Here is a 26,882-nt window from a genome sequence, read left to right on the forward strand (position 1 = left end):
TATTTGTAAGAGATTTTTGCCAACTTAACATCTTCTTACTTGGGCAAAGATTACTTCGTTGGCAAGATCCCTTACACTTAAGCGAATTCTCACTGAATACCAGATACCAATGCGGCGCTTTTTTCTTATTCTGCTTTTTGCCCTGTTTACACTAGGGATCACTGTCTATTATTTTCGCGTGCCACTGACGCTTACGATTGGTAAACAGATATTGACCGAGGAGCAGGGCCTGCTTGAGTGTCTGGACTGGTCCGTAGACAGTTGGGATAGGCTTGCCGTAGAGCGCATGTGCTGGCGCAGTGAAGCCGTATCGGTTGAGCTCAGCGATGCCACCTTTGATGGTGACCATTTTCGGGTTGGGAACATGAGGGTGGTGCATCAGCAAACCCCGACAGACAACAACACCCAAGTGAGCTATGCGCCTGCACCTTTGCAGCTCGACTTACCTGAAGGCATGCCTACGGTTGAGGTTGAGGCGCTCACTGTATCCAGTCCATTATTACCTGAGCCATTGAATTTGAGCGTTAAGCAAACCGATGATTTTGCCTTTACCATTGCCGGGGATGTGGAAGCCGATCTTGCCCTGAGTGATACCAAGCTGCGTGCGGCACTGAGGTTATCCAGCCCGGCTGTGCAGATGTTTTTGCGTGAGGCGAAACTGCCTGTGAGCATGTCTGCACTGAGCGGTACTGTCGAAGCTGAATTCAACGGTCAGGCTATCAATACAGCAGTTCAGTTACAGAGTACTTTAAACTACGCTATGCCTCAGTGTCAGTCTGAGATCCAGGTCAACGGAGTGGTTACCGGGCAATGGGACTTTACACACGAACATGCAATGCTGGATTTGAGTCAGCTGCCTGTTGATGTGGCTGTGGTTGAGTGTAGCGCGTTGCTGGCAGGGCTGCCAAAAACCTGGCAAAACAGTATCTGGTCCGGGCACTTGCAGGCGCGTATATCGGAGCCTGTTACATTTGAAGAGCAGGCACTTACACTGCGTGGTTTGAGCGTGCATGACGTTGCACACGTTAGCGAAGCCACCCTGAGTGAGTTTGTCTATCAGCTGCCCAAACAGCAGATGCAGGGCAAACTGATGGTGTCGCATCGTAGTGAGGCATTTCAGTTGCTGGATGCGCAAGTCGATTTTCTGCTGACAGGGACACAGCTGGAAAGTCAGGGGGAGGTGACTTTAGAGGTTACGCAGGCGCCAGAGGAGCTTCCCATCGACTGGCAGGCACTGAATATGCGCAGTGACTTTTCATTGCAGGGCAAAGTGACTGAACAGCTGATACTCAATGTCACAGCAAAACCACAGGCTCAGTCTGTAGCGACCGAAGCAATGATGCTAGACAATGTCACTACTTCTGTGTCAGCCCAGACCCTAATCGCGATGGGCGAACACCTTGATACAGCACAACAAGTGCCGTTTGAGCAGTTGCAATGGCAGCTCGATGCTGAGGTAGAGCGATATCAGGTAAGTGGGGTGCAGGGGCGCAATCTGACAATGGCTAGCCATGGTGAAACTGATGACTCGCTGGCGGCTAATGTAAACGCTGATATTTGGATTGGCTCGTTCAAACGCGAGGACGTGCGAGGTAAAGAGCTACATCAGCAGCTGAGTTTTAGCGGTGCATTAAGGCCAGAGGGACCTGTTGGCAAACTCAATGGCAACTCGACTATTGAGCTGGTGGCACATCCACAATTGGTGCTCAGAGATTTGGTTACACACAGCGAAGGTGACATCAAAGGCAGGGAGCAGTTGGCACTTACCCATAGGCTGGTGCATGATAACCTTGAACTACAACTGACACACCGTCTTGAAGCTGGGTTAATGCCATTTACCCTGACACTGGGTGAACATGGCCTGGGGGCGATTCAGTCTGTGGCCAGCCAGTTTGTGCCTAAACTTAAAATAGAAGAGGGCCTGGTTAGTGCCAGTGTTTCAGGTGAATTGTCGCGTCAGGCTTTTGACTTTGAAATAAACCTTGGTGATGCCTCGTTTTTGTATGATCACCACTACGTATCTGGATTTGATTTGCCTCTTAAGGGGAAGTGGCATGCAGGGGCCCTCATGTTAGCGCCTGCTCCATTGAGCATTACCGAGGTACGGTCAGGACCTGTGTTGACAGATGTGCGTGGTCAGATAACCTCAGATAACAATTTGCCTGTATTACGTCAGTTTAGCGCCAATATTTTTAGCGGCCAGCTCGCGGCTGAGCAAGTGTTACTCGACAAGCGGGATCAGGAGATTTTAGTGACGGCCAGCGATCTGGATTTAATGCTGATCTCCGAAGCTGGCCGTGAGGCCGGGGTTGAGCTATCCGGCCAGGTCTCAGGCAGACTTCCCGTGTTTATACACAATGGGCAAGCCGAAATCCGCGATGGGTATTTGAGTAACATAGTAGATAGCATGTTGAAAGTAGAGGACAATGCATCATTTAATGCGTTAAAGTCCCAGCGTCCGGAATTGCAGCCTGTGTTCGAGATGTTGGATGAGTTGAGTATTGAAACTTTAAGTGCCGATGTGAACATGTCACAAGATGGGCAGCTGGAACTGGCTGTAAAAATTGCCGGCGAAAACAAACAGAAACAACAACCTGTGAATTTCAATTATACGCACAGTGAGAATATTTATACCCTGTTCAGGGCGTTGCGTCTGAGTGATGAAATTACTCAGGCAGTGGAAAAAGCGTTAAACCAATAGGAGCTACTCAGCATGAAATGGATGCTAACTTTGGTGTTTGCTTGTTTGGTGTCTGCTTGTACACATAAAGTGCAGGTAGAAACCAAAGAGCCTATCACCATTAACTTAAACGTCAAAGTTGACCACGAGATCCGAGTTAAGGTCGACAAAGAGCTGGATGATTTGTTCAGCGATGACAGTGAATTATTCTAAGGAGCCAGACTATGAACGCATCTAAGTTACTGACCACGATTGCCGCCGCTTGTATGAGCTTTTCGGTATTTGCTATTACGCTGGATGATGCTAAGTCACAGGGCTTAGTGGGTGAAACCGCAGCGGGCTATCTGGGCGTGATCAAAGGCAGCAGTGAAGTGAAAAAGCTGGTGAAAGAAGTAAACAGCAAACGCAAGGCGAAGTACCAGCAACTTGCTAAGAAAAACGGCATCAGTCTGAGTCAGGTTGAAGCTATGGCTGCCAAGAAAACATTTGCAAAAACGGCGCCAGGCCACTTCGTTAAAGTCGATGGAAAGTGGGTTAAAAAATAGCGCTCAGGGCGGAGCGCTCCGCCCTGACTGTTAATCTGTTTGCTGGCACTGACGTAACAGTTGTTGCCAGAAAGCCGCGCCTTTTCGGCGTGCGAGCTTGATGTTGTTATCCGGAATTGATTCTGGATCATCATAACTTTCCAGGGCCTCAGCCATGCTGGCTTCGCGAATGACATGTAAAGCCGGGTAAGGGGCTCGGTTTGTGTAGTTGGCTGGATCATCTTGCTCTGAATCTGCAAAAACGTAATCCGGGTGGAAGTTGGCAAGCTGAAAGGTGCCTTCATAGCCTTGGGCAACTAACAGTGCGTTTGCCAGGTCAACCAAATCTAAAAATGCATCAAAATCTGTGAAACCTTGAGTAAAGATGAGCAAGCTGGTTTCCCGCTTTGGTGTCTCCGTCAGAGCCTGACACTCATTCAACATATCCATCACGGCATCTTCCGCTTTTTGTGATTCGCAGATTCGGTAGTGGATCGCGTTTTGTTCCACTTCTTTGCGGGCAAATGGGCAGAAGTTGTATTTGACAATCACTGAGCTGACCCAGTTTTGCATCGCTTGGACGGCAATATGGTGCATTTATTTTCCCAAAAGAGACTTAATCATAGTAATACTGCGTGCAATGGCACCCTGATTGCGTGCCAGGCACGCTCTTGCATGTGTGCCCAATTCCATTGCTCTTTGCTGTGAGCTAAGGTAAACCAGTAAAGTATCGGCCAGGGCTTGCTGATCCACCACTTCAATGGCACCGTGCAGCGCAAACAGTTCAGGATATATATGGGCAAAATTATAGGTGTGTGGTCCGGTCAGTACTCCGACCGAACAGGCTGCCGCTTCAAGCGGGTTGTGGCCGCCCCGTTCAATCAGGCTGCCGCCAATATAGGCAATTTGTCCACATCCGTATAACAACTTAAGTTCGCCTAATGTGTCTGCCAGCAAGACCTGTGATGACGGCGTGTAATCCTGGCTACGGCGGCTGTAGCTGAGTGCCCGCGCTTCAATTAAAGCGGCAACTTTATCGAATTGTTCTGGGTGCCTGGGCGCAATGATCAACAGTGCATCGCTCTGGTGGGCCAGTAGTTGCTGATGGGCCGATAATACTTGTTCATGCTCTGTGGGATGGGTAGAGCCAGCAACCCATATAGGCCGGTTACCGAGTTGTGCTTTTATTGTCTCTATTTTGCTTTGTTGGGCGTTATCCAGGGCGATATCAAATTTGATAGAGCCAGTTACGGTGACTTTGTCTGGCGTTAGTCCCAGCTTAATAAAACGCTCGGCATCTTCTTGATTATGGCTGGCCAGCATAGTGATCTGCTGCATTAAAAAACGGCTCAGAGAAGCGACTTTTTGATATCCCGTGAGTGACTTTGCGGACAGGCGGGCATTGATGACCGCGACCGGGCAGTGCGCCTTATTGGCGTAATAAAATAGGTTAGGCCACAGCTCAGTTTCCAGTACTAATAATATTTTCGGTCTGAGTTGCTTAATGAAGCGCCGTGCTGCAAAAGCAAAATCAACGGGTAAATAGCAAATCGTGATAGCTCGCTCGCTGTTGCCAAAGAGCTGATTCAGCTGCTCGCGACCTGTTGGGGTGTTACAGGTAAGCACAAAAGGTGCATCAGGGTGCTCTTTTAGGAGCGCTTTTATGAGGGGGGCTGCAGCCAGTACTTCTCCCACAGAAGCGCAGTGGATGATGACGGCCTGCTTTGCAGTCACTTTAGGAACAAAGCCAAACCGCTCGCTAAAATGAGCCTTATACAGCGGGTTCTTTTTTCCTCTGATAACGTACAGGTAGAGCACGATGAATGGACATAAAATCAGCAGCAGCAGGGAATATAAACGTCTAATCATGACAGCCATCAGTATAAAAAACGCTTATTTTAACTTGTCCGCCTGAAAAAGCGATAACACACGTACAAATTATCACAGTTGTTGAGGTGCTCAGCGGACGGGAATTTGCTAGGATCGGGCAAAATCTCCAATTTTAAAGGTTTTAAGTTGTCTTTTCGTACTATCACGCTTTCTACTTTGTGTCTGCTGGGCGCAGCGCAGGCTTTTGCCATGCCAACCGCTTTTTTACCTTTGGGTAAAGACAATCTTCTGGAATATCATATAGATCAGATGTTTGCAATGACAGGCACTACGCCAATGGCAAAGCCGTATCGCATTACCGAAATTAATAAAACCTTGTCTCAGCTTGCGAAGGTTGACCCTGCATTGCATCAAAGCATTAAGTCTCGACTTGCCCCTTATCTGGAAAGGGATGCAATTACACGTCGAGGTATTAAGCTGCGAGTTGATTCCGGCGATGTACAAAAACTTGCCAATGATCGGGGTAATTACAGCAGTGAATATGCTGAATTATCGTTCGATGGCATTTGGCGCGGCAGTGATACGAGTCTGGTTCAGATCGGCGCAGAGTACCGTATCGATTCGGGTAAGGTCGTGCCTTACAATACCTTCTATGCGATAGGGGGAGACAATTTACAACTGACTCTGGGCTACAAGGAGCACTGGTTTTCTCCATTTAAGCATGGTGCTCAGGTGTACTCAAACAATGCTAAAGCGCCGTTATCGGCCTCTTTGGGTCTGAGTTTGCCATTGGATAATTGGTGGAACTTTGATTTTGAGCTGTTTTACGCCGAGCTTGAGCACGTTGAAGAGGGCATTTTGTATCAAGGCAAACGCCATGATGGTACGCCGAAATTGGCGGGCACACATATTAGCTTTGAACCACTGGAAAACTGGAAAATAGGCATCAACCGAATGATGCAGTTTGGAGGGGGACCAAGGGAAGTTGGCTTCAAAGATGTTTTAAAAGCCTACTTTGATCCCGCGGGCAACGACAATGTTGATCAGGTGGGGAGTTCAGATGAGGAACTTGGCGATCAGTGGGCGAGTATTACCTCTGTATTTAAAACCAGCTGGGTGATGCCGGTAGAATGGTATTTTGAGTATGGCGGCGAAGACACGAAAGACCACAAGAACTACCAGTTTGGCAATATAGCTTCTAACTTAGGTTTTTATATGCCGGCCCTGACGCAGGACCTGACATTCCGGTATGAATATACCAATATGCACAGCTTGTGGTACCGGAACTATATTTACCCTAAGAGCGGCAACACAATAGATGGATTTGTCGTCGGTCATGCGGTTGCAAACCAGCGTACTCTTCACGATGGTGCGCCAGTTAAAGGTCATTTAGTCGAGCTGACTTATCGAGAAAACCTGGATTCACTATGGCGTTTGGAACTATCCACGGTCAAAAATAGCAATCACTTTGAGGTTTTGGGGGTGGAATATACCCGAAACTATGAGCAAGCCCGACAACTTCAGCTTGCTAATACCCGGCGTATATATGACAAGCAAGTTGAGACATCACTGACTTATGGCAAAGATGTCTTTGGCGAAAGCTACACTTGGTTGTCTGTCAATGTATACTGGTAGTTCGACGCACAGCGTCACCACTTAATTTAACACGGGTTAGTTTTTGACTTTGTCACGACGACAGAGTCGCATTATTTATTTAAGGATCACTATGTCAATCAATGATCACATCAAACAAAGCTATCAGGCCAGCTTAGAGCGACATATGGCGTTGTTCGCTAAAATGGCTGATTATCACACCCAGTCTGTGGAATTACTGGCTGCCTGCAAAGCAACCTTAGAGGCAGGAGGTAAGGTGATTTGGTTTGGTAATGGTGGCAGTGCGGCCGATGCCCAGCATCTGGCTGCCGAGTTTGTGGTTCGCTATAAGCTCGAACGTGGTCCTTTGGCGTCAATTGCTTTGACGACCGATACCTCTATTTTAACGGCACACAGCAACGACTATCATTTTAATACGGTATTCGAACGCCAGGTGCAAGCGCTATGTAAACCGGAAGACTTAGTGATTGGCCTGACCACGTCAGGAACCAGTGAGAATATTAACCTGGCATTGCAGGCGGCTAATGAAATTGGTGCATTCACCGTGGCCTTGACCGGGCGTACAGGCGGGACAGTGAAAGACATTGCTAAGCTGCCAATTATCATCGACTTTGATGAAACCGCGCGGATCCAGGAAGCGCATATGTTTATCGGACACTGGTTATGTGAGGCGGTAGATATGGTTGTTGTGGAGCAATCGGCATGAATCTGAGCGCGCTGAGAAACTTAAACCAGGCGAAGGTTCTGGTGGTTGGTGATGTTATGCTGGATCGTTACTGGCATGGTGATACAGGCCGTATTTCACCAGAAGCACCTGTTCCCGTGGTTAAGGTAAGCAGCCTTGAAGACAAAGCGGGTGGGGCGGCGAATGTGGCGAAGAACATTGCTCATCTGGATGGCCAGGTTGGCCTGCTGGGTCTGATTGGTGAAGATGACAATGGTCGCCAGCTTGAGTCTATCCTGGCAAAAGAACAAATTGCTTCACAACTTGTGACGGTTGCTGAGTTGCCGACTATCGCGAAAATGCGTGTCATCAGTCGCCATCAGCAGGTCGTGCGACTAGACCTGGAAGAACCCTTTGTGCAGTCTCACAGTCAACTGTTACTGACTCGTCTGGAACAAGTCGTCAATGATTATGATTTTGTTCTGTTTTCAGATTACAACAAAGGTGCTTTAAGTTGTATCGAAGAGATGATTAGTGTGGCCAAGAACGCGGGTAAAACGGTGCTGATTGACCCTAAATCGTCGGATCTGACCCGTTATCGGGGCGCGGACTATATTACGCCAAATCTCAATGAATTCCGCCTGGCCGGTGGTGATTCCAGCAGTGAAGATGCATTGACGGAGAGTGCCCGTAGTTTGATAAAACAGGCAGGCATTGGCGCTATGCTACTGACTCGCTCTGAGCAGGGCATGTCCCTGATCACCCAAGATGAGAAGTATGATTATGCAGCGCAGGTTCGGGAAGTCAGTGACGTTACCGGTGCAGGTGATACCGTTATTGCGACCTTAACGACTATGTTGGGCGCAGGATTATCGCCCAGCGAAGCGGTGGAGCTGGCGAACTTAGCTGCGGGGATTGCGGTTGCTAAACTGGGTGCGGCTACCGTGACACCAGAAGAGCTGAGTCGCAAACTGGGGCAATATTTGCGCCAGACTGGTGAACACTATCAAACTCCATATGAAGAAGTACTGAAACACATTGAGTTTGCCAAACAAAATGGCGAAAAAATAGTGTTCACCAATGGTTGCTTCGACATTCTGCATGCAGGTCATGTGCGTTATCTGGCACAAGCGAAAGCCAGGGGAGACCGGTTAGTGGTCGGGCTGAATAACGATGACTCAATTTCTCGTTTGAAAGGTCCTGAACGTCCAATTAACCCACTAAACGAGCGGGCCATGGTCCTGTCTGCTCTGGCTTCTGTCGACTGGGTGATCCCGTTTGGTAAAGAGAGTGAGGGTGACACTCCAGCAAAACTGATTGAACAGGTCAGCCCGCATATCCTGGTCAAAGGTGGCGACTACCAGGTATCTGAAATAGCGGGAGCAGATCATGTTCTTGCTACGGGAGGTCAGGTAGAAGTGTTAGCATTTCTGGATGGTTGCTCAACCTCTAATATCATTGCGAAAGCAAGAGAGACATAATAGCGACGTCTGACGATACAAGAAGCCGGTTTAAACCGGCTTTTTTTTCATCTTACTTCGATAGGCATCGATAAAACTTTGCCAGTCTTGTGGCGGACAAAAGAACTGCGCAGAGCGGCTGGCTTCTTTTTTAAGCGAGCGTGCGAGCCGGTCAATATTGGCCATTTGCCATTCTTTAGCAGGCGTTTTGAGCGCGCCTTTATCGAAATCAATGAGATACACCTCACCGCTTTCATCGAACAAAATATTGTTGCAGTTTAAATCATCATGATAGGCACCAGCGTGATGAAAGCGTGCCAGCGTGGCGGCAACCTGCTGCCAGTCTTGTACACTGAGTGGTGCCGACTGTAGCCGCTCACACAGGCTTTGTGCGCCCGAGATGGCATGCGTCAGGATATCAGCGCGATAAACCCCCGCTGATACGGTTACTTTGGCACCCAAAGGAATGGGGACTGGCAAGCCCAAGTCGGCGAGTTGGTTCAGCAGGTGTAGCTCAAGGTATACCCGGGTGCGCTTGAGACCTGTAAACACGTATTGATCTTTGAGTAACTTACCAATTAACCCGCCACGCCAGTAATGCTTTAGAACGGCAATCCCCTGGCCGGAATAGCGTACGAACCAGGCAGCTGCACGACCTTGTTTTGAGGTCACAACGGCATTTTTTTGTTGCCAGAATGCCATATCGAACCAGTCCAGAGATAAAGTATCTGGGGTATGGTTGGTTCGCAACAAGTAATGATTGTGATGTTGTTCAATTTTTAGCATGGCCGATTAATAGCAGGGTCTGAATTGATAAACGTTCAGTGTAACGGCTTTTGTTGTCGGGGAGAATCTCATAGGTTGCAAAATAGTGGGTTTTATTTAAGATCGGGTGCTTATTTTCAGTTACAGGCGAAATGTGTGTCTCAGGCAATTTCTTCCATTTGTATTCTCCGGCTTTCGGCCATCGGTGATGTGTGTCATGCCGTCACGGCTGTACAAGCTATTCAGCGCGCGCACCCACAGGCGAAAATCACCTGGGTCATAGGCAAGGTTGAAGCTATGCTGTTAGCCGATTTGCCTGGGGTGGAGTTTGTTGTCTTTGACAAGAAGCAAGGTAAAGCGGCGTTCAAGCAGCTCAAAGCCCGGTTTAAAGGGCATAAGTTTGATGTGCTTTTGCATATGCAAGTGGCGTTTCGCGCTAACCTGGCGGCACGCTGTATTCCGGCTAAAGTCAAAATTGGTTTTGACAAAGGTCGCTCCAAGGAGTTTCACTCTCTGGTGATTAATCAGCGCATTGCTCCACAGCAGCAACCGCATGTGATAGAAGGGTTTCAAAACTTTGCCCGGGCAATAGGCGCTGAATGTGGCGCGCCAAGTTGGGAGATGCCCGTTAGCGATGAAGATAAACATGAAGCACAAGCTTTGCTTGCAGGGCTGGGACGTATCTTTGTGATTTCTCCTGCTGCCAGTAAGGCGGAGCGGAACTGGCTACCTGAGCGCTATGCTGCGTTGGCAGAACATGCTGCGGCGCAAGGCTTTAGTGTGGTCCTGACTGGGGGGCCAACCGACTTGGAGCGTAACCTGAGTGACGCTATCATTGCGCATGCACAGTGCGATATCACCAACCTGGTTGGCAAAACCAAACTAAAAACCTTGCTGTGTGTGTTAGCGCAGGCACAGTTGGTTCTGGCACCGGATACCGGGCCTGCCCACATGGCGGTGACCGTTGGCACGCCGGTCATTGGTTTGTATGCGCATTCTAACCCCAAGCGCACTGGGCCGTATTTGTATCAGGACTATGTAGTCGAGGTCTATCATGACAACCTGATGGCACAAAAGGGCAAAACTGCACAGCAACTTAAATGGGGCACACGTATGAAAGGCAGCGACCTGATGAGTCAAATTTCGATTGAGCGGGTGACACAGATGTTCGATAAGGTAGTAAAGCAGGAACAGTTATGACACATAAAGCCGTATTTCTGGACAGAGACGGGGTGATCAATCAGGATCATGCCTACGTGCATAAAATTGAAGACTTTGAGTTTATCGATGGTGTGTTTGAGGCCTGCTATCAGTTCCAGGCATTGGGCTATAAACTGATCGTGGTGACTAATCAGTCTGGTATTGGCCGGGGTTACTATAACGAAGCCCAGTTTGCGCAACTGACAGAGTGGATGTGCCAGCAGTTTCAGGCTCACGGTATCACCATTGACGGGGTCTATTTTTGTCCCCACCACCCACATAAAGCACAACCGCCTTATCAGCGTGAGTGTACGTGCCGTAAACCGAACCCTGGTATGCTTCTAGAAGCCATTGAAGCACATAACATTGATCCGAAACAAAGTGTTATGGTGGGTGACAAAGGGTCAGATATTCAGGCTGCATTGGCGGCGGGAGTTAGTACTAAAATACTGGTTGAGTCAGGGCAAACTTTCAGTGAACAAGTGCGCGACTCAGCAGACTATGTGTGTGGATCATTATATAAGGCACTTGATCTGCCTCCGTTTATCTCATAAGCGTTTACAAAGCGTCTGCGAACAAGATAATCACAATCCGTGCAATTAAGGTGCGAACCTTTTAAAATATAAGCAACGAATTTTATGACACAGCCGATATTGGGCATAAAGGATATCGGCATTTTAGTGTGTGCCAGGGGCACACACCCCGTGCAACTAATGGAGACTCCCGATGAGAGCAGCGGCATTTTTCAGCCAGCTTCAGCAACAGATTGAAGAAGTAAAAGCTGAGGGTTTATACAAGAAAGAGCGTGTGATCACTTCTCAGCAGCAAGCAGAAATTGCAGTATCAACTGGCGAAAGTGTTATTAACTTCTGTGCCAATAACTATCTTGGTCTGGCTAATCACCCGGATTTGATTGCGGCTGCTCAGGGTGGCCTGGATGAGCACGGTTTTGGTGTCGCGTCCGTGCGCTTTATCTGTGGTACTCAGGATATCCATAAAACACTGGAAGCCAAAGTCAGTGAGTTCCTGCAAACTGAAGATACCATCTTGTACTCTTCTTGTTTTGATGCCAATGCAGGCTTGTTCGAAACCATTTTAGGCCCTGAAGATGCCATTATCTCGGATTCACTGAATCACGCATCTATCATTGATGGTGTGCGTCTGTGTAAAGCGAAACGTTTCCGTTATGCCAATAATGATATGGCAGATCTTGAGAAGCAGCTGATTGCTGCTGATGAAGCCGGCGTGAAAACTAAACTGATTGCGACCGACGGTGTGTTCTCAATGGACGGGGTGATTTGTAACCTGTCTGAGCTGTGCGATCTGGCAGACAAATACGATGCGTTGGTTATGGTTGATGATTCGCACGCAGTCGGTTTTGTGGGCGAAAATGGCCGTGGTACGCCAGAGTACTGTGGCGTGATGGATCGCGTTGACATCATTACGGGTACTTTGGGTAAAGCGTTGGGCGGTGCATCAGGCGGTTATACCTCAGGTAAAAAAGAAATTGTTGAGTGGCTGCGTCAGCGTTCGCGTCCTTATTTGTTCTCAAATTCACTTGCCCCGTCTATCGTGACTGCGTCAATCAAAGTACTGGATATGATGAAAGAAGGTGAGGCACTGCGTAATAAGCTATGGGAAAATGCTGCACACTTCCGCAGTAAAATGGAAGCGGCAGGTTTTACCTGCGCCGGTAAAGACCATGCGATCATTCCTGTCATGCTAGGCGATGCGAAAGTGGCCTCTGATATGGCGGACCGCTTATTAGCTGAAGGTATTTATGTGATCGGCTTCTCATACCCGGTTGTGCCTAAAGGTCAGGCCCGTATCCGTACTCAGATCTCTGCGGCGCATACCACAGAGCAGCTGGACAAGGCAATTGATGCCTTTATTCGAATTGGTAAAGAACTGGGCGTGATTTAATCACTGCCCCACAGGCTGTGAGCGATTTTTAACGCAAGCTGATGGCTTGCGTGTTTCTAATGAGTGAAAACACATGAAAGCACTATCCAAGTTAAAAGCAGAAGAAGGGATTTGGATGACGGATGCGCCCAAACCGGAAGTTGGGCATAACGATCTGCTGATCAAAATCCGTAAAACCGCTATTTGCGGTACTGATGTACACATTTATAAATGGGATGAATGGGCGCAAAACACCATTCCAACACCTATGGTCGTTGGACACGAATATGTCGGTGAAGTTGTCGATATGGGCCAGGAAGTACGTGGCTTTGATATTGGCGATCGCGTGTCTGGTGAAGGTCACATTACCTGTGGCCATTGTCGTAACTGTCGTGCTGGTCGTGTACATTTGTGTCGCAACACCATTGGTGTGGGTGTCAATCGTGAAGGGTCGTTTGCAGAATACCTTGTGATCCCTGCATACAACGCGTTTAAGATCCCGGATAACATCTCTGATGACCTAGCATCTATTTTTGACCCGTTTGGTAATGCTGTACATACTGCTTTGTCTTTTGACCTGGTGGGTGAAGATGTTCTGATCACAGGTGCAGGCCCAATCGGCATTATGGCCGCCGCTGTTGCCAAGCATGTGGGCGCACGTCATGTTGTGATCACCGACGTGAATGAATACCGCCTGGAGCTGGCTCGTAAAATGGGTGCAACGCGCGCTGTAAACGTGGCCGAAGAGCAACTTGAAGACGTGATGACTGAGTTAGGCATGACAGAAGGGTTTGATATCGGCCTGGAAATGTCGGGTGTGCCTGTGGCGTTCAATAGTATGCTAAACAACATGAACCATGGCGGTAAAATTGCCATGCTGGGTATTCCACCAAGCGACATGGCTGTTGACTGGAATCAGGTGATCTTCAAAGGGTTAGTGATCAAAGGTATTTATGGTCGCGAGATGTTTGAAACCTGGTACAAAATGGCGAGTCTGATCCAGTCGGGTCTGAATTTAGACCCGATCATTACGCACCAGTTCCATATTGATGAGTTCCAACAGGGCTTTGATACGATGATCTCTGGTCAATCGGGTAAAGTGATCTTAAACTGGGATTAAGGTCTACATGATCCTGTTTTAAAACACCTCGGGTCCGTGACCATTAACGAGGTGTTTTTTGTGTCTGCTTATTAATTAGAGAGTATTATGAGTTTTAAACATATTTCAGTCGCCCAAACCAAAGAAATGCTGGCGCATTCTGAGCTGGTCATTGCAGATATCCGTGATGCTAACTCGTTTGCGCAAGGGCACATTCCGGGGGCGGAGCATTTGTCGAATGATAACCTGGGACACTTTTTACAGGAAAAAGAGTTTGAACATCCAATTATTGTGGTGTGCTATCACGGGATCAGCTCTCAAGGTGCTGCGAATTACCTGGTTGAGCAAGGGTTTGAAGAAGTATACAGCATGGATGGTGGTTTCACTCAGTGGGCGCAAGAACTCCCGGATAGTGTGGCAAAATGAAACTGCTAGGCTCCCACGATAACCCGCGTGCGGTTCAGGGAGTCGCTGACTATCTGAAAACCCATCATATCGAGTGTCGGGTGACCAGTGAAGATGGGCAGCAGGTTTCTGTGTGGGTTGCTGAGCAACATTGGCTTCAGGCCAATGAGATCTGGCAGGAATTTGTCACAGATCCTTATCAGGATAAGTATCTGGCAGCATCCTGGCAACTTTCACCAAAAGAGTCTCCGCTTGTCTATCAGGGTGTCAAACTGAACCTATGGCAGCGTTTTACCCAGCTTAGCTGGATGCTCAAAGCCGTTTTTATTCTCTCTTTGGGGATATTCGTGAGCTTCTTTGTGTATGGCGTTGAGCCGGTCTTTAACACTTTGCAATTTGACCCTCATACCCCCTGGCGTTGGATCACCCCCGCTTTTTTGCATTTTGGCCTGTTACATTTGGTTTTTAATTTGTCCTGGTGGATTTATCTGGGCAATATGATTGAGCGTCGCCTGGGTAATTGGGTGCTCTGGACTGTCTTTGTGGCCGGTGCATTGCTGAGCAATTGGATGCAGTATCTGTTAGCCGACGCAAACTTTGGTGGCCTCAGTGGTGTGGTTTATGCCCTGCTTGGTTTTTGCTGGATCCACTCTGTTAAGCATCCACAGTCACCGCCTCTGATAGGAACCCCTGTCGTTGGTTTTATGTTGATCTGGATGGTGTTAGGCTTTACAGACGTACTATTTGTTAATATGGCGAACTGGGCGCACTTGTTTGGCTTATTGGCTGGTATGAGTGTCGCTATGCTGCTGCGTGTAGGCGGTTCGGAACAGGTTTAACGCGAGGCGATTGACCTTCGCGACATTAATGGTACAAATACTTGGTGAACAGCACTTCTCGGATGATTTCTTGTCCGGTTTCTTCTTTGAGGAGTGTTTTTAACTTTTCTGCACAGCGTTGGCGTATTTCTTCACGCCCTGTTAAAGATTTGATGGCTTCTTCTGGTTCTTTACTCAGGATTTGCACGATGGCATCCCGTAATAGGGGAGTGTGGTGCTCAACAACGGCGATGTTGCTGACATCATCAAGCATTAAATCTACCGTTACCCGGACGTAGCCGAGTTTTTTATTAGACTGCCCTATATAGTTGGTAATGATGTCAGGCTCAAATCCAAAGTAGCCGACGGTTGATTCAGCGCGTGAGTTTGTACTCACACAAACCAACAAAAACGCCATCAACGCGATACAGATCCGATTCATAATAGCCTGAAAATACTTAACTAAATACCAACAATAGGATTAGTTTATACGTAAAATCAGATTATGAACAGCAGTGAGTAAGGGAAAGGTAAACTTTTTTGCCGGAGTAAGCTTTGCTATTATGGCGCGGTTATTTCCTGAATTGAATTACTGACTTGTTTAATCTGCCAAATTTATTGCAATCAAGCTGGGAACCGCTTACCCGGCATAAGGACATCCCGGACGACCTGCGCACATTGTTATGCGAAACTGGCTCTCTGACAGCCTTACTGCGTTCACAGTGTCGTATACTACATGTCGAGGTACTCAGTGAGCAGATGCGTCAGCTTGATGGGGAAGTACAAGCGATTCTAAATTGCGATAGCGCCTTGTGTCGCGAAGTCGTGCTATATTGTGATGATATTCCCGTGGTTTACGGCCAGAGTTGGATACCTGATAGTGCCAATGCGCTGGGCTTAGATAACATTGGCAATACCCCGTTAGGTGAGCGTTTGTTTGACCAACAAGCATGGCAAAGAGGCAACATTGAGGTTGCGACAATGGAGCAACAGATGCTCCCCTCATTTTTCCCGGCCAAAGAGAAATTATACAGTGAGCCTTGTTTTGCAAGACGGAGCGTTTTTACGCGCCAAACTTGCAAGGTACTGGTGTGCGAAATCTTCCTGAATGGAGTTAAGGTATGAAGCTATCGCGGCTGCGAGCAGACCACATAAACGAATATAAGCAGCTAATGCGTGTCGAAAAGCCCATTGGTACTTTACTGCTGATGTGGCCGACACTTTGGAGTTTGTGGATAGCGTCGGGCGGTATACCTCAGTGGCATTTGTTGCTCATATTTGCACTGGGCACCTTTATGATGCGCAGTGCCGGTTGTGTGATTAATGATTTTGCTGATCGCAAGGTTGATGGTGCAGTAAAAAGAACGGCGCAACGGCCACTTGCCAGAGGCGCTGTCAGTGAAGGTGAAGCACTTTCTTTGTTCTTATTGTTGGTCGGTGCCTCTTTTGTGCTGGTATTGATGCTCAACTGGCAAACCATCTTATTGTCATTTGGCGCGCTTGCGCTGGCCAGTGTTTACCCCTTTATGAAGCGCTACACCAATTTGCCCCAGGTGGTTCTTGGGGCTGCGTTTAGCTGGGGAATACCCATGGCGTTTATGGCTGTTCAGGAAACGGTTCCAGCCATTGCCTGGGTGTTATTTATTGCTAACTTGCTCTGGACGGTTGCTTACGACACTAAATACGCCATGGTTGATAAGGACGATGACCTTGTCGTGGGTATTAAGTCCACCGCTATCTTATTCGGGCGTTGGGACCGACATGTCATTGCTGTCCTCAATCTGGCATTTTTAGGTTGTATGGCCTGGGTTGCAACGCAGGTTACCCTGTCTGTGTGGTTCTGGTGTGGTTTTGTGGTCGCCGGGATGTGGCTGGCTAAGCTGCAATGGCAGATCAATGACAGAAGCAGAGAGAAGTGTTTTCAGGCATTTTTGAGCAATAATTATGTTGGGCTAGCGATGTTTGTCGGAGTGGTTGTTGGTATCTGACGGGCATTCTCACTTACATTAACTCAGAGGCTTGTACGCTATTCGCCGTGGCTTTTTGACGGGAAAAGTGAGGGTGAGCGAATTTTTTTGACTCTATTACCGCGGGTTTATACTTAAAAAACCCGAACAGAATACCTAAAACTCGCTCTAAACTCCCATTTAAGCAAACAGGATAAAAACCTAGTTAGCTAACCATTAACTATTTACCGCTGTGGCAACGGCGTTTTTCTGTGCTGTTTGTTCAATTAATGACAACAAGTTACTGACGTGTGAACCGCTGCCTAGTTGGTGGCTGGTCTGCACGACAATTTGCTCATGACTAGCGTCCTTGTTAGTCTTCAGTAAGATCAGTTCCGGGTCTTGTGCGATAACCTTAGAATGTTCAATGCTTGCAATGGCAAAGCTCTGGCTATTCTTCAGTCCGTCAATCACCTGGCTGATATTACCTATTTTGACATTGGTTGATTTGTTAAGCCCTTCAACCGCCTCATTTAGCATGTTCTGTACCTGCTTAGACTGAGAGAAACAGCCGTACATTGGGTACTGAGCAAGCTCACTGCGACGAATACTGTCTTGTGTTGCCAGTGGGTGTTGTTTAGCAACAAACAAAACAAGTTGGTCGGGCAGATGGATATCACTCACTAAGCTGGTTGCAGACTCAAGATAAACACTGATATCTATTTCACCAAGCTGTAGCTTGCGAAGCAGATCGTGTTCATTCAAAAGTTGCATCTCAACTTTGACGTTAGGGAAATCCGCCAAAAACTGTCCACATGACGTTGGCACTATGCTACTGGCTTGCGCAGTGTAACCAACAACAACACGCTGTTGATCACGACCAAACAGGCTTTGTTTGATAGTGTTTCTGGTTATGTCTAATTCCGATAAGGTCGACTTACAATAATTCAGAAAAAGTTCGCCCTGTTCGGTCAGTTTGACGGAGCGGGTAGATCGTTTGACAAGTTCACAGCCAATTTCATCTTCCAGTGTCTGAATGCTTCTGGTGAGTGCGGAAGTACTGATATTGGTTTGTTCTGCGGCTTGCCTAAAGTGGCGTAAATTGCCTAAAGCAACGAATTGCTCGAGTTGTTCAAATCTCATGTGAAATTCCTTTTATTTCAACAAAAATGCAATGACAACGTTGATTCCCTAATACTAATACAGTTTAGAGAAACATCCAAGTGATTTTTTTACATTTCGCTTACAAAAATTAGTCTGGGTACTGATCGCGTATTGCGAGGAATTGTTCCAGATTTTCTACAAACAGATCAACCAGTTTGGGATCAAATTGTTGGCCACGCTGGGATTTTATCTCTGTCAGAATTTTTTCAAGTTTCCAAACCGGCTTGTAACAACGAACACTCCCCAATGCATCGAACACATCAGCAAGCGCTGTAATTCTTCCGGCTACGTCTATTTGTTCACCTTTGAGCCCTTGCGGGTATCCGCTACCGTCCCACTTTTCGTGGTGTTGGTGTGCGATAATTGCGCCGCATTGCAAAATATCATTTGTTGAGTTTTTTAGTATTTCATAACCCTGTTGGGCATGAGTCTTCATTATTGCCCATTCATCGTCATTCAGTTTTCCTGGTTTATTGAGAATGACATCTGGGATGCTAATTTTGCCAATGTCGTGCAATGGTGACGCCAGTTTAATAATTTCGGCTCTATAATCGTTCAATCCGTACAATTTAGCCAGTAATAAACTGTAATGTGCCACACGCTTAACATGTGATCCTGTTTCCTTAGAGCGTTTCTCTACGGCTTCGCCGAGTATATAAGACAGCTCTTTTTGTGACTCTTTCATTGTTTCTCTGAGATTCAGATTATCGTATGCCAGCGCGATGTTGTTAGCGAAGAAGGCGAGCAGCTGACAATCTGTGGGCTGTAACAGACCTTTTTTACTCACGTATAACATCGTTTCCAGACCAGCCTGGCTAGTAAAGTAACCGACGTACTCGTGGTCGGACTTACTGGATGTTTTACGATTGTGTGTTTCTATAAAGCGACTTTTCACTTTATCCGGTAAGGCGGTTTGTTCTGGCTCAATGCCAGCACCAGACGCGGCAAGCAATTGAAACTCGGCTCCTGCGCCATTTTGTTTATTCACCGCTGCTGCACAGTAGATATCGGAATCCGTGAGACCCATCACATCGGCAACATGCGATAGGATAGTCGAGGCAAAGTCCTGAACGTTATTACATTTTAGAAAACTTGAAGAGGCATCAATAATTCGCTCAAGTCCTCGTTTGTGGCGTTCGATTGTCTGAATATCTCGGTGGGAACGCAGAGCCGAGTAGAGTAAGGTTTTTAATTTGACTGCGGTGAGCTCGGTTTTATTTTTGTAATCATTGATATCATAATCACGAATAACCGATTCTTCGGGCGCTTCTCCGGGCTGCCCGGTGCGCAAGATCAGACGAATATCATGATTGGCCATATCGTTGCGAATGAACTTAATGAGATCGAGCCCTGCGTGGTTGCTTTCCATAACAACGTCAATTAGTCCAACAGATATGGATTCTTCGGAGTTTAGGATATCCATTGCTTGCTTTGCAGAGTAGGCATGATGAAAACGCAAAGGTTTTTGTTCAAACCTAAAATCAGATAACACCAATTTGGTTACCTGATGGATATCTTCCTCATCATCAACCACCAGGATATCCCAGTGGGCTTTATCTACTGTAATTTGCTCATCACCCTTAAGTGGCTCATTTGTAAAGAGAAAACCGCTCACATAGAACCTCTGCTTAATGCCTGTTCTCTGTTAGTATAGCCAGCAAAAAAGTGAGTTGCTTAATCTTGTATTGGCTTTTTTTCAATATTGTTGAGCTCAATCTCTATGGCATCACAAGAAATGTGTATCTCATAGAGTGAGAGCAGCAAAGAAAGTGTGAGGCAGCAGAGGCTGGCACCAAACAAAATGACCCCCAAAAGTGCTACTTCAATGAACAGAGCGAACATGGACATGGTACAGAGTAAAAAGGCGATGACGCCCCATACCTGCATCAGGCGGATGAGTTTGATACGCTTTTTGAGGTTATCGATTTGTGCAACCACCAGAGGTCTGAGTTGATCGCCTTCTCTGGCGTTTAACTCTCTGATCAGCTGTGCCAAAACTAAGAATCGATTGGTATAGGCCAGTAATAACAAAGAGATTGCGGGGAATAGTAGCCCGGGTGTGGTGAGCGTCATTTTTGTACTCCGTCTAAGCACGCTACAATAGTGATTATCATAGCAAAATTTTGGAGTCCAGCGATGAGTAATGCAATGTTTGACTGGACGTGCGTATATCGCACGGATAACCCGTTGGAAGCCCATATTGTACTTGGGTTATTGGCACAGGCGCGACTTAAAACGCATGTCGAAGGAGAGGCACTGGCAGCTGCCTTGGGAGAGATGCCGTTTGCGCACAATACAATAAAAATATTTGTCTGTGCGATAAAAGTACCCGAGGCAGAAGAAATCTTGGTAAACTATCAGCAAACTAATTTATCGGAAAACTGGCAGTGCAGCAGCTGCTCTGAACACAATGGTTCGGGGTTTCAATATTGCTGGCACTGTGGAAAAAGCTATGACGAAGGCAAATAACTTTCAGCGCATCAGAGAGCTAAATTATTTACAAAAAGCGGTGCTTGCGGCTGCGATTTTAGAACGTATGCTGCCAAATTATGGTTTGTTCAGTGAAGCGACCGGGTTTGGAGATGAGACCACCCTGCGCAGTGCATTGAATGTTTGCTGGGAAAAAGTGTTGCTGCCGAAAAGCAAAATCAGCTTAGAAAAACAAATTGAGAAAATTGAGCCTAATGTTCCGGAGCTAAAAGACTTCGACATGTTCGGCACCTATGCGGCAATTGACGTGGCTACGGCGTTACTCGGCTTTATCCAGGGTGTGATGAGCAAAGAGGAAAGTGAGTTTGTCAATGTGGCCAAAATCTCTCAGGCAACTGTGGCCAGGTACATTGAATTCTTACTGATGGCAGAAGACATTGAGCCCGATAATCAACATGTAAGAGAGCATCCATTGATGCAATACGAAATTGAGGTGCTTGGCGAGCTCATCGATTGTGTTGCACAAATGCCGAGGATTGATAACCAGTCGGTTAAAACGCTTAAGGCACTGGCATTGAGTGACGGCCAGACAAACATTGGTCTGGCAATCGACGCCTGAACTTTTTGTCCAAATTTTTAAGTAGTGGAGAAGCAACATTGCGAATTTTAGGTATCGAATCTTCTTGCGATGAGACGGGGATTGCCATCTATGATGACGAGCAGGGACTTTTGGCGCACCAGCTGTATAGTCAGGTAAAAGTTCATGCGGATTATGGGGGAGTAGTACCGGAGCTGGCGTCGAGAGATCACGTTCGCAAAACCATTCCTTTAATTGAAGCCGCTTTTAAACAGGCCGGTTGCGGCCCTGAGTCGCTCGATGGCATAGCTTACACCGCCGGCCCGGGCTTAGTGGGAGCCTTGCTTGTAGGGACTTCTATCGGTCGCTCTTTGGCATTTGGGTGGAATATTCCCGCAGTGGCTGTCCATCACATGGAAGGGCACTTGTTAGCACCTATGCTGGAAGATGAGATGCCTGAGTTCCCATTTGTCGCCTTACTGGTGTCTGGTGGTCATACTATGATGGTGAAAGTGGCTGGCATTGGGGAGTATGAGGTGCTCGGTGAGTCGGTGGATGATGCTGCCGGTGAGGCCTTTGATAAAACGGCGAAACTTCTTGGCTTAGATTATCCGGGTGGCCCAATGCTGGCTAAGTTAGCGACGCAAGGCGTGGCTGGCCGGTTTGTATTCCCAAGGCCTATGACAGATCGTCCTGGCCTGGATTTCAGCTTCAGTGGCTTGAAAACCGCTGCGGCAAATACCATCAAGTCAGCTGGGGATGATGAGCAAACCAAAGCGGACATTGCTCATGCATTTCAGACAGCCGTAGTAGATACGCTGGCGATTAAGTGTAAACGCGCCCTGAAAGAGGCAGGCATCAATCGCTTGATCATTGCCGGTGGTGTCAGTGCGAATACTGAGCTGCGTACTAAGCTGGAGCGCATGATGCAGGGGATGAAAGGCAAAGTGTACTATCCTCGCACAGAGTTTTGTACTGACAACGGGGCGATGATCGCTTATGCCGGTATGCAGCGTCTTAAAGCGGGTCAAACCGCCGAGTTAAGCATGAAAACCCAGCCACGCTGGCCACTGGATAGCTTACCACCTCTTTGATGGCCCGACGTTAGTCGACGTTTTTCTTACCGAGCTTAGGCTCGGTGCCACTCAGGAGCCGACGAATGTTGGCTCTGTGGCGAAATATGATCAGTAAAGTCAGAAAGCACACGGGCAATGTGTACATAGGTTTGATGAGCCAGGTGTAGGCCGGGGCGGCTAATACGGTGACGATCGCTGCGAGTGACGAGTAACGTGTCAGTGCCAACACGAGCAGCCAGGTGCCAATCAACATCCCACCAAGCGATAGTCCGATTGGCAACAGTGCCCCAAAGGCTGTTGCAACCGCTTTACCACCGTTAAAATGGAAAAATACCGGGTAAATATGGCCCAGGCAGGCGCACACTGCGACAACGCCCAGCCAGATGGGTTCAATGCCCAGAAAATAAGCTCCCCACACCGGGATTGTCCCTTTGAGAATATCAAAGACCAGGACCAGGGCTGCAGGGAGTTTACCGCCAAGCCGTAACACATTGGTTGCGCCAGGATTATTTGAACCGGAAAAGCGGGGATCAGGCAACGAAAATAGTCTGGAAATCAAAATCGCGGAAGAGATTGAACCAAATAAATAAGCACAAATACATATTAAACTGACTATCACAAGCTTCCTTATTTTTTCTTGCCGTTATTTGGGCTATCATCGTCGCTTTATTCTAAGGCGGCTGAGTACGTGAAAAAGCCGATCCGAATCAGTCATGTCAGGAGTTTACATGGACACGGTCTATATCTCGCAATTACACGTCGAGACCATAATAGGAGTTTACGACTTTGAAAAAGAAAGTAAACAAAGCCTTTTCTTTGATATAGCGATGAAGACTGATATCTCGGCTGCTGCGCGACAGGATGACATTACGCTGGCTGTGGATTATGCCAAAGTCAGTGAGCGGGTGATTGCCCATACTGAGGCCAGCCGGGTTGAGTTACTTGAGACACTGGTTGAACAACTAGCTGCCATTATTCTAGAAGAGTTTGCTATTGAGGCTGTCACGATTCGAGTCAGTAAGCCGGCTGCCGTTCCTCAGGCACAAACTGTTGGCCTGGAAATCACGCGGAATCGATAGTATGGCGCATGTGTTTATCAGTATAGGGTCCAATGTCGATCGCGACCGTCATTTCCGCCAGGGGCTGACAACGCTTATTCAGTATTTTCCTGATTATGTTCATTCGGACGTTTACGAAAGTGAGCCGGTGGGGTTCAACGGTAAGAACTTTTATAACTCTGTGTTTGCAACGCACACAGATATGTCGTTGCCTGATTTGTGCGTGTTGCTTAAGCAAATAGAGCACGATAATGGCAGGACACCCCAGGATAAGAAGTTCAGTCCCAGAACTCTGGATCTCGATATCCTGTTCTACGACGATGTGATCTGTGACTCCCCGGCGCAGCTACCGCGTGATGAGGTTACAAAGAACGCCTTTGTGCTCAGGCCTTTGGCTGAAATTGCCCCAGAATTTATTCATCCCGTGCAGGGCTGTAGCATGGCAGAGATCTGGCAAGCTTATGACAACCAAACCCAAAAACTATGGAAAGTGGAGTTTTCTTTACCATGAGTATCATTGAAATCATTGTCCTGGCATTGATCCAGGGGTTAACCGAGTTTCTGCCTATTTCCAGTTCAGCGCATCTGATTTTGCCGTCTCAGATCTTAGGCTGGCAAGATCAGGGGTTGGCATTTGATGTTGCTGTGCACGTAGGCTCATTGGCTGCTGTATTGATTTATTTTCGCAAGGAAGTCGCCGACATACTGGGTGCCTGGTTTAAATCCTTCGGCAAACAAGGTTCAACGGATGACAGCCGCCTTGGCTGGTGGATTATCGTGGCAACGATCCCGGGCTTGGTGATTGGGTTTTTAGCCAAAGATCTGGTTGAGGACTTTTCCCGCAGCGCTTGGGTTATTGCGGCAACGACGGTCATTTTTGGCTTATTGCTTTGGTATGCCGATGCCACTGCAAAACAAACCAAAACCATATATCAATTGAACTGGCGCAGCGCGCTGATCATTGGTTTTGCCCAGGTCGTAGCGGCTTTACTTCCTGGCACGTCGCGTTCAGGGATCACCATGACGGCAGGTATGATGTTGGGGCTAAACAAGCAAAGTGCGGCCCGGTTTTCTTTTTTAATGTCTATTCCAATCATTGCTGCTGCGGGTGGATATTACACATTGAAGCTGGCCACGGGAGATGAGCTGATCGACTGGAGCGCCATAATCACCGGGGCTGTGTTGTCGTTTATCTCCGCCTACACGTGTATTCATTTCTTTTTGAAAGTGATAGAGCGGATGGGGATGTTGCCATTTGTGATCTACCGTTTGCTGTTAGGTCTGTTCCTGGTGATTTTCCTGATGGTGTAAGCTGACATAAAGCGGGTATGTTTACCCGCTTTATCGTTATACCGCTTTTCGATAATACACCACATCCATTGGTCCCGCAGGGCCTTCATGAATACCATCTCGTAAGAAGGTCATGGAGAGCTTTTTCATGATATTAATTGAACCCTGGTTCTCTTTGAGTGCTTCTGCGCTGAGATAATCCATTTTATCCTGCTCAGCTAGGTGCGTGGCAATGTGTCTGGCGGCTTCGGTTGCATAGCCTTTGCCCCAGGCGATTTGTTTGAAGCGCCAGCCGATTTCCAGATCCCGCTCGTCCATTTCACCATTAAAGAAACCCATGGGACGGATCAACACCCAGCCCAGAAAAGTCTCGTCATCAATCAAGCTGCAATGCCACAGGCCCCAGCCCTGTTGTGGGTTCGTAAACTTAGCCAGGCGTGGCAGATAGAACTGCTCAATTTGTTCACGAGAAGTCGGTTTGCCATTGGTTAAGTAGCGCATTACCGCCGGGTCACTGTCCAGTTCGGTGAGTAAATCACCATCATTCTGAGTCATGAGGCGGTATTTCAAACGTGCTGAATGGGAAATGATCATGCTATTTCTCTTTATTGACACCACATGGTATCGCACAGGTAAACCTGCGTAACTTTCGGGTATTTGCTATCCGCATTTTGGCTGAAACAGCCGCGCAGTTCCAGGAACATTTTTTGTTTAGCAAGCTTGGCAGCAAGTAAAGAAGAATAGATATGCTGCGCACCGTCAGTACGCAGATCTAAATGGTACCATTTAGCACTGGTTGGTGATGATGAACACTCAGTCAGTTTGTTCATTGTAGATAGTTTAATACGCACGGTGTTATGACTAACGGTCATATCTTTAATTGTTGCAATTTGTGTGTAAGCTGTCGCATTTGCGAATACAGGTAATAATAAAAGCGCGGTTGCAATGAGTTTTTTCATATTGTTTTCGATTCCATTTCGAGATTATTGAGGCGCTAAATTATAGTTAAGTCTGTCACTAAAAAATAGACTAAGGCTATGAGTAGTTCTATTGAGATGTACTTTTTGCTAAAATTGGCATTTTTATGCAAAATGGGAGCTGCGTGGGCGTGGAAAACTGCGTGGAAAACTCGGTACTGGCATTACGAGCCCAACAAATCGCATCTGCGCGGCGGGAATTTAAGGCCCGGGGGTCAAAGCTGCCTCGTTGTGAGCGGTGTTTACTGGCACAGCCGCTGTGTATTTGTGCTGGGATTCAGGTTGCTGAGTGCGATAGTGCTGTGTGCCTGCTTATGTACCATAACGAGAGCTTTAAGCCGTCTAATACGGGGCGACTCATTGCTGATATTGTGCCGGATAACTATGCATTTCGCTGGGACCGCACTGATCCTGAGCCCGGCTTGCTGACTTTACTCGAAGATCCGGCTTATCAACCTGTCGTAGTCTTTCCAGCCGAAAATGTGGAGCCGGAACGCGTAATGCAACGTGTCACTCGGCAAAGTGGTAAAAAACCGCTCTTTATTTTCCTTGATGGCACCTGGCGTGAAGCGAAAAAGATGTTTCGTAAAAGCCCTTATCTGGATCAATTTCCGGTGTTGTCGGTAACGCCAGAAAGTTTGTCTGATTACAAACTGAGAGTGGCTCCGCACGCCCATCAACTCGGCACCGCAGAAGTCGCTTGTGTGGTGTTGGCTGAAAATGGCGAGACGCAGGCAGCAGAGTATCTGACTCAGCATTTCGTAGATTTTCGGGATGCCTATCTGAAAGGGAAAAAAAGTAAGCTTTCTTGAGAGAATAAAGCGCGCGAAGTGACGGCCCGCCAAAATAAGAAGAGCGCGACCCTTGCGGGCCGCGCTTGACGGAATCTTCTAAATAGCATCCTGCTATGTTGATGAGATCAACTCCTTACATGCTCGTCCATGTCTCGCCTTGCGTTGTCATTCTGCGAGATGTACATCCTGTACTGTCCTTAAAGCAATCAGCAGTCCCAGTTGCTGAATGAGTCCATGCTAACCATCCTTTGTGTCGTCATCCTGACTTGTTCCTATCTCCCTGTATTCCAATACACCATCCACCTGTGTATCAACATCCTTACTTAATCGGCATTTCCTGTTGTCCGAAGCCTAATCCTAGTTCCTGACACTCCTACCGCACAAACTCCCTGATAAGCAACTCAATCCATTTCCATGTTGCTTTGTGCTCTCCCCTTGAGATGACTAAAGTATATGGGAGTCTGGGTGAGATAACAGCACGAAAAAACGCTTTGAATTTCGATTAAATAAATTGGCTGTAAAAAAACTTGTTATCTAACAAAGACCTTTTTATATTTTGCTGATAAAGTCAGCATTATCTTCATAGATTGCGACAGGCTTAGTGAGAGA

31 protein-coding genes are annotated in these 26,882 nt (G+C 47.4%); 21 read left to right on the plus strand and 10 right to left on the minus strand.

Going from position 1 to position 26,882, the window contains the following annotated elements; all coding sequences use genetic code 11:
• Positions 1–109: 109 nt before the first annotated feature.
• From AT705_RS15625 to AT705_RS15635, 3 genes are read left to right on the plus strand one after another with little or no spacing between them, the layout of a single operon-like run.
• Positions 110–2,701: an intermembrane phospholipid transport protein YdbH family protein gene (locus tag AT705_RS15625; RefSeq protein ID WP_058797284.1), complete on the plus strand. Its 2,592-nt coding sequence runs from the start codon at positions 110–112 to the stop codon at positions 2,699–2,701.
• Between the two features lie 12 nt (positions 2,702–2,713).
• Complete coding sequence (locus AT705_RS15630; RefSeq protein WP_010383032.1) at positions 2,714–2,893, plus strand: YnbE family lipoprotein; 180 nt, start codon at positions 2,714–2,716, stop codon at positions 2,891–2,893.
• 11 nt (positions 2,894–2,904) lie between these two features.
• Positions 2,905–3,225 (plus strand): YdbL family protein, encoded by a 321-nt coding sequence (locus AT705_RS15635; RefSeq protein WP_010383031.1) that lies wholly within the window; start codon positions 2,905–2,907, stop codon positions 3,223–3,225.
• A gap of 30 nt (positions 3,226–3,255) precedes the next feature.
• On the opposite strand, the gene AT705_RS15640 is transcribed toward AT705_RS15635, so the two are convergent.
• Both AT705_RS15640 and waaA read right to left on the minus strand, forming a co-directional pair.
• A complete protein-coding gene (locus tag AT705_RS15640) occupies positions 3,256–3,801 on the minus strand; it encodes a DUF1415 domain-containing protein (protein ID WP_058797285.1) in 546 nt (181 codons plus the stop codon).
• Positions 3,802–5,073: a lipid IV(A) 3-deoxy-D-manno-octulosonic acid transferase gene (waaA, locus tag AT705_RS15645; protein ID WP_058798024.1), complete on the minus strand. Its 1,272-nt coding sequence runs from the start codon at positions 5,071–5,073 to the stop codon at positions 3,802–3,804.
• A gap of 147 nt (positions 5,074–5,220) precedes the next feature.
• On the opposite strand from waaA, the gene AT705_RS15650 reads away from it, so the two are divergent.
• The 3 genes from AT705_RS15650 to hldE all read left to right on the plus strand — a co-directional run bounded on the left by AT705_RS15650 (position 5,221) and on the right by hldE (position 8,793).
• The gene (locus tag AT705_RS15650) at positions 5,221–6,669 is read left to right on the plus strand and encodes a capsule assembly Wzi family protein (protein ID WP_058798025.1); all 1,449 of its coding nucleotides are present in this window, start codon (positions 5,221–5,223) and stop codon (positions 6,667–6,669) included.
• Positions 6,670–6,760: 91 nt separating this feature from the next.
• Positions 6,761–7,354 carry a D-sedoheptulose-7-phosphate isomerase gene (locus AT705_RS15655; RefSeq protein ID WP_058797286.1) on the plus strand — a complete coding sequence of 198 codons (594 nt, stop codon included), beginning with the start codon at positions 6,761–6,763 and terminating at the stop codon, positions 7,352–7,354.
• Positions 7,351–8,793, plus strand: coding sequence for a bifunctional D-glycero-beta-D-manno-heptose-7-phosphate kinase/D-glycero-beta-D-manno-heptose 1-phosphate adenylyltransferase HldE (hldE, locus tag AT705_RS15660; protein WP_058797287.1), 1,443 nt, complete (start codon positions 7,351–7,353; stop codon positions 8,791–8,793). The genes AT705_RS15655 and hldE overlap by 4 nt, the downstream gene beginning before the upstream one ends.
• 30 nt (positions 8,794–8,823) lie before the next feature.
• Here hldE and AT705_RS15665 read toward each other — a convergent pair whose 3' ends face one another.
• Entirely contained in the window at positions 8,824–9,558 is a 735-nt protein-coding gene (locus AT705_RS15665; protein ID WP_058797288.1) for a 3-deoxy-D-manno-octulosonic acid kinase, read from the minus strand.
• Positions 9,559–9,693: 135 nt separating this feature from the next.
• Here AT705_RS15665 and AT705_RS15670 point away from each other — a divergent pair, with 135 nt between their 5' ends.
• The 6 genes from AT705_RS15670 to glpG all read left to right on the plus strand — a co-directional run bounded on the left by AT705_RS15670 (position 9,694) and on the right by glpG (position 14,982).
• Positions 9,694–10,737: a glycosyltransferase family 9 protein gene (locus AT705_RS15670; RefSeq protein ID WP_058797289.1), complete on the plus strand. Its 1,044-nt coding sequence runs from the start codon at positions 9,694–9,696 to the stop codon at positions 10,735–10,737.
• Positions 10,734–11,291 carry a D-glycero-beta-D-manno-heptose 1,7-bisphosphate 7-phosphatase gene (gene gmhB, locus AT705_RS15675; protein ID WP_058797290.1) on the plus strand — a complete coding sequence of 186 codons (558 nt, stop codon included), beginning with the start codon at positions 10,734–10,736 and terminating at the stop codon, positions 11,289–11,291. The genes AT705_RS15670 and gmhB overlap by 4 nt, the downstream gene beginning before the upstream one ends.
• Before the next feature lie 172 nt (positions 11,292–11,463).
• Entirely contained in the window at positions 11,464–12,660 is a 1,197-nt protein-coding gene (locus AT705_RS15680; protein WP_010383020.1) for a glycine C-acetyltransferase, read from the plus strand.
• Between the two features lie 73 nt (positions 12,661–12,733).
• Positions 12,734–13,759: an L-threonine 3-dehydrogenase gene (gene tdh / locus AT705_RS15685; RefSeq protein WP_058797291.1), complete on the plus strand. Its 1,026-nt coding sequence runs from the start codon at positions 12,734–12,736 to the stop codon at positions 13,757–13,759.
• A gap of 87 nt (positions 13,760–13,846) precedes the next feature.
• On the plus strand, positions 13,847–14,164 hold the full coding sequence (gene glpE, locus AT705_RS15690) for a thiosulfate sulfurtransferase GlpE (RefSeq protein WP_058797292.1): 318 nt from the start codon (positions 13,847–13,849) through the stop codon (positions 14,162–14,164).
• Positions 14,161–14,982 carry a rhomboid family intramembrane serine protease GlpG gene (gene glpG, locus AT705_RS15695; protein ID WP_058797293.1) on the plus strand — a complete coding sequence of 274 codons (822 nt, stop codon included), beginning with the start codon at positions 14,161–14,163 and terminating at the stop codon, positions 14,980–14,982. Before glpE ends, glpG begins: the two co-directional genes overlap by 4 nt.
• 25 nt (positions 14,983–15,007) lie before the next feature.
• Here glpG and AT705_RS15700 read toward each other — a convergent pair whose 3' ends face one another.
• The gene (locus AT705_RS15700) at positions 15,008–15,403 is read right to left on the minus strand and encodes a flagellar basal body-associated protein FliL (protein WP_058797294.1); all 396 of its coding nucleotides are present in this window, start codon (positions 15,401–15,403) and stop codon (positions 15,008–15,010) included.
• Positions 15,404–15,558: 155 nt separating this feature from the next.
• Between AT705_RS15700 and AT705_RS15705 the strand changes: the two genes are divergently transcribed.
• Positions 15,559–16,086: a chorismate--pyruvate lyase family protein gene (locus AT705_RS15705; protein WP_058797295.1), complete on the plus strand. Its 528-nt coding sequence runs from the start codon at positions 15,559–15,561 to the stop codon at positions 16,084–16,086.
• On the plus strand, positions 16,083–16,949 hold the full coding sequence (gene ubiA, locus AT705_RS15710) for a 4-hydroxybenzoate octaprenyltransferase (protein WP_058797296.1): 867 nt from the start codon (positions 16,083–16,085) through the stop codon (positions 16,947–16,949). Before AT705_RS15705 ends, ubiA begins: the two co-directional genes overlap by 4 nt.
• 195 nt (positions 16,950–17,144) lie before the next feature.
• Here ubiA and AT705_RS15715 read toward each other — a convergent pair whose 3' ends face one another.
• The 3 genes from AT705_RS15715 to AT705_RS15725 all read right to left on the minus strand — a co-directional run bounded on the left by AT705_RS15715 (position 17,145) and on the right by AT705_RS15725 (position 20,144).
• Positions 17,145–18,050 carry a LysR family transcriptional regulator gene (locus AT705_RS15715; RefSeq protein ID WP_010383012.1) on the minus strand — a complete coding sequence of 302 codons (906 nt, stop codon included), beginning with the start codon at positions 18,048–18,050 and terminating at the stop codon, positions 17,145–17,147.
• Positions 18,051–18,159: 109 nt separating this feature from the next.
• Complete coding sequence (locus AT705_RS15720; protein ID WP_058797297.1) at positions 18,160–19,686, minus strand: DUF3369 domain-containing protein; 1,527 nt, start codon at positions 19,684–19,686, stop codon at positions 18,160–18,162.
• Between the two features lie 59 nt (positions 19,687–19,745).
• Positions 19,746–20,144, minus strand: a complete 399-nt coding sequence (locus AT705_RS15725; RefSeq protein WP_058797298.1) for a DUF2721 domain-containing protein — start codon at positions 20,142–20,144, stop codon at positions 19,746–19,748.
• Between the two features lie 63 nt (positions 20,145–20,207).
• On the opposite strand from AT705_RS15725, the gene AT705_RS15730 reads away from it, so the two are divergent.
• Genes AT705_RS15730 through tsaD form a run of 3 tightly spaced genes read left to right on the plus strand, consistent with a single transcriptional unit; the run spans position 20,208 to position 22,172 of the window.
• Complete coding sequence (locus AT705_RS15730) at positions 20,208–20,540, plus strand: putative signal transducing protein (protein ID WP_058797299.1); 333 nt, start codon at positions 20,208–20,210, stop codon at positions 20,538–20,540.
• Complete coding sequence (locus tag AT705_RS15735; protein ID WP_058797300.1) at positions 20,524–21,120, plus strand: YjaG family protein; 597 nt, start codon at positions 20,524–20,526, stop codon at positions 21,118–21,120. Before AT705_RS15730 ends, AT705_RS15735 begins: the two co-directional genes overlap by 17 nt.
• Before the next feature lie 38 nt (positions 21,121–21,158).
• Positions 21,159–22,172 (plus strand): tRNA (adenosine(37)-N6)-threonylcarbamoyltransferase complex transferase subunit TsaD, encoded by a 1,014-nt coding sequence (gene tsaD / locus AT705_RS15740; protein WP_058797301.1) that lies wholly within the window; start codon positions 21,159–21,161, stop codon positions 22,170–22,172.
• Positions 22,173–22,182: 10 nt separating this feature from the next.
• Here the strand turns inward: tsaD and plsY are convergent, their stop codons facing one another.
• Complete coding sequence (gene plsY / locus AT705_RS15745) at positions 22,183–22,773, minus strand: glycerol-3-phosphate 1-O-acyltransferase PlsY (RefSeq protein WP_157576810.1); 591 nt, start codon at positions 22,771–22,773, stop codon at positions 22,183–22,185.
• Between the two features lie 109 nt (positions 22,774–22,882).
• Here plsY and folB point away from each other — a divergent pair, with 109 nt between their 5' ends.
• From folB to AT705_RS15760, 3 genes are read left to right on the plus strand one after another with little or no spacing between them, the layout of a single operon-like run.
• On the plus strand, positions 22,883–23,233 hold the full coding sequence (gene folB / locus AT705_RS15750; protein ID WP_058797302.1) for a dihydroneopterin aldolase: 351 nt from the start codon (positions 22,883–22,885) through the stop codon (positions 23,231–23,233).
• 1 nt (position 23,234) lies between these two features.
• On the plus strand, positions 23,235–23,723 hold the full coding sequence (gene folK / locus AT705_RS15755; RefSeq protein ID WP_058797303.1) for a 2-amino-4-hydroxy-6-hydroxymethyldihydropteridine diphosphokinase: 489 nt from the start codon (positions 23,235–23,237) through the stop codon (positions 23,721–23,723).
• A complete protein-coding gene (locus AT705_RS15760) occupies positions 23,720–24,523 on the plus strand; it encodes an undecaprenyl-diphosphate phosphatase (protein WP_010382995.1) in 804 nt (267 codons plus the stop codon). Before folK ends, AT705_RS15760 begins: the two co-directional genes overlap by 4 nt.
• Before the next feature lie 36 nt (positions 24,524–24,559).
• On the opposite strand, the gene AT705_RS15765 is transcribed toward AT705_RS15760, so the two are convergent.
• Complete coding sequence (locus tag AT705_RS15765; protein ID WP_058797304.1) at positions 24,560–25,096, minus strand: GNAT family N-acetyltransferase; 537 nt, start codon at positions 25,094–25,096, stop codon at positions 24,560–24,562.
• An 11-nt stretch (positions 25,097–25,107) separates the two neighbouring features.
• A complete protein-coding gene (locus tag AT705_RS15770; protein ID WP_058797305.1) occupies positions 25,108–25,461 on the minus strand; it encodes a hypothetical protein in 354 nt (117 codons plus the stop codon).
• 161 nt (positions 25,462–25,622) lie between these two features.
• On the opposite strand from AT705_RS15770, the gene AT705_RS15775 reads away from it, so the two are divergent.
• Positions 25,623–26,291: a tRNA-uridine aminocarboxypropyltransferase gene (locus AT705_RS15775; protein WP_058798027.1), complete on the plus strand. Its 669-nt coding sequence runs from the start codon at positions 25,623–25,625 to the stop codon at positions 26,289–26,291.
• Positions 26,292–26,882 lie beyond the last annotated feature (591 nt).

The organism is Pseudoalteromonas rubra (assembly GCF_001482385.1).
Taxonomy (GTDB): Bacteria; Pseudomonadota; Gammaproteobacteria; order Enterobacterales; family Alteromonadaceae; genus Pseudoalteromonas; species Pseudoalteromonas ardens.

Bases quoted from the DNA above. Each gene is read 5' to 3' on its own strand.
- folB (WP_058797302.1), top strand. From the start codon at position 22,883: ATGGACACGGTCTATATCTCGCAATTACACGTCGAGACCATAATAGGA.
- AT705_RS15715 (WP_010383012.1), bottom strand. From the start codon at position 18,050: ATGAGATTTGAACAACTCGAGCAATTCGTTGCTTTAGGCAATTTACGC.
- AT705_RS15655 (WP_058797286.1), top strand. From the start codon at position 6,761: ATGTCAATCAATGATCACATCAAACAAAGCTATCAGGCCAGCTTAGAG.
- tdh (WP_058797291.1), top strand. From the start codon at position 12,734: ATGAAAGCACTATCCAAGTTAAAAGCAGAAGAAGGGATTTGGATGACG.
- AT705_RS15680 (WP_010383020.1), top strand. From the start codon at position 11,464: ATGAGAGCAGCGGCATTTTTCAGCCAGCTTCAGCAACAGATTGAAGAA.
- glpE (WP_058797292.1), top strand. From the start codon at position 13,847: ATGAGTTTTAAACATATTTCAGTCGCCCAAACCAAAGAAATGCTGGCG.
- AT705_RS15765 (WP_058797304.1), bottom strand. From the start codon at position 25,096: ATGATCATTTCCCATTCAGCACGTTTGAAATACCGCCTCATGACTCAG.
- AT705_RS15640 (WP_058797285.1), bottom strand. From the start codon at position 3,801: ATGCACCATATTGCCGTCCAAGCGATGCAAAACTGGGTCAGCTCAGTG.
- AT705_RS15635 (WP_010383031.1), top strand. From the start codon at position 2,905: ATGAACGCATCTAAGTTACTGACCACGATTGCCGCCGCTTGTATGAGC.
- waaA (WP_058798024.1), bottom strand. From the start codon at position 5,073: ATGATTAGACGTTTATATTCCCTGCTGCTGCTGATTTTATGTCCATTC.
- AT705_RS15625 (WP_058797284.1), top strand. From the start codon at position 110: ATGCGGCGCTTTTTTCTTATTCTGCTTTTTGCCCTGTTTACACTAGGG.
- AT705_RS15665 (WP_058797288.1), bottom strand. From the start codon at position 9,558: ATGCTAAAAATTGAACAACATCACAATCATTACTTGTTGCGAACCAAC.
- folK (WP_058797303.1), top strand. From the start codon at position 23,235: ATGGCGCATGTGTTTATCAGTATAGGGTCCAATGTCGATCGCGACCGT.
- AT705_RS15760 (WP_010382995.1), top strand. From the start codon at position 23,720: ATGAGTATCATTGAAATCATTGTCCTGGCATTGATCCAGGGGTTAACC.
- AT705_RS15730 (WP_058797299.1), top strand. From the start codon at position 20,208: ATGAGTAATGCAATGTTTGACTGGACGTGCGTATATCGCACGGATAAC.
- glpG (WP_058797293.1), top strand. From the start codon at position 14,161: ATGAAACTGCTAGGCTCCCACGATAACCCGCGTGCGGTTCAGGGAGTC.
- AT705_RS15700 (WP_058797294.1), bottom strand. From the start codon at position 15,403: ATGAATCGGATCTGTATCGCGTTGATGGCGTTTTTGTTGGTTTGTGTG.
- hldE (WP_058797287.1), top strand. From the start codon at position 7,351: ATGAATCTGAGCGCGCTGAGAAACTTAAACCAGGCGAAGGTTCTGGTG.
- AT705_RS15725 (WP_058797298.1), bottom strand. From the start codon at position 20,144: ATGACGCTCACCACACCCGGGCTACTATTCCCCGCAATCTCTTTGTTA.
- gmhB (WP_058797290.1), top strand. From the start codon at position 10,734: ATGACACATAAAGCCGTATTTCTGGACAGAGACGGGGTGATCAATCAG.
- AT705_RS15735 (WP_058797300.1), top strand. From the start codon at position 20,524: ATGACGAAGGCAAATAACTTTCAGCGCATCAGAGAGCTAAATTATTTA.
- AT705_RS15630 (WP_010383032.1), top strand. From the start codon at position 2,714: ATGAAATGGATGCTAACTTTGGTGTTTGCTTGTTTGGTGTCTGCTTGT.
- ubiA (WP_058797296.1), top strand. From the start codon at position 16,083: ATGAAGCTATCGCGGCTGCGAGCAGACCACATAAACGAATATAAGCAG.
- AT705_RS15770 (WP_058797305.1), bottom strand. From the start codon at position 25,461: ATGAAAAAACTCATTGCAACCGCGCTTTTATTATTACCTGTATTCGCA.